This is a genomic window from Pseudoxanthomonas gei, assembly GCF_010119615.1.
GTDB classification, from domain to species: Bacteria; Pseudomonadota; Gammaproteobacteria; order Xanthomonadales; family Xanthomonadaceae; genus Pseudoxanthomonas_A; species Pseudoxanthomonas_A gei.
In genome coordinates this window covers 1-514 of sequence record NZ_QOVG01000044.1, presented here as the reverse complement: position 1 = coordinate 514, position 514 = coordinate 1, and the positions used below count along the sequence as shown (strand labels likewise).

General features: G+C 50.4%; 1 protein-coding gene. It reads right to left on the bottom strand.

Features of this window, described 5'->3' with window-relative positions; all coding sequences use genetic code 11:
* The coding region (locus DT603_RS15890) for a Sir2 family NAD-dependent protein deacetylase (protein ID WP_281350926.1) at window positions 1–338 on the bottom strand (338 nt) is incomplete at its 3' end.
* Between the last annotated feature and the right edge of the window lie 176 nt (window positions 339–514).

The following is a 514-nucleotide window of genomic DNA, read 5'->3' as shown; positions in this document are numbered from 1 at the left end:
GATTTAAACAGTTCTCCGTGCAAATGAACCACATTGGACGAACCCGCTTTTTCGTGGAGATTGTCGACGTTCTGCGTGATGATCGTAACGTCAAAATAGGCCTCCAGCTTCACCAGCGCCAGATGGCCTGCGTTAGGCTGTACGCTAAGAGCCTGTTTTCTACGCTGATTGTAAAAATGCTGTACCAGCTCAGGATTTCGTTGCCAGGCTTCGGGTGTAGCCACATCCTCAATGCGGTGGTTTTCCCAGAGTCCATCCGATGCCCGAAACGTTGGGATACCACTCTCAGCACTAATACCTGCTCCCGATAGCACAACTATTTTCTTACGTGCATCCATGCTGTTTATTGGTTTGCGTATGGCTCGGGGAATACAATACCTCTCCCCCGAGCCATACGCTTATTCTACTACAATTTCATCTATCGAAAACCAGGTCTTCTCGCCGGCGTTGGGATGTCCTGCGGGACATACGCCAACATTTTTCGCCCGAATCCGAACGTAACGGGCTCTTGCGG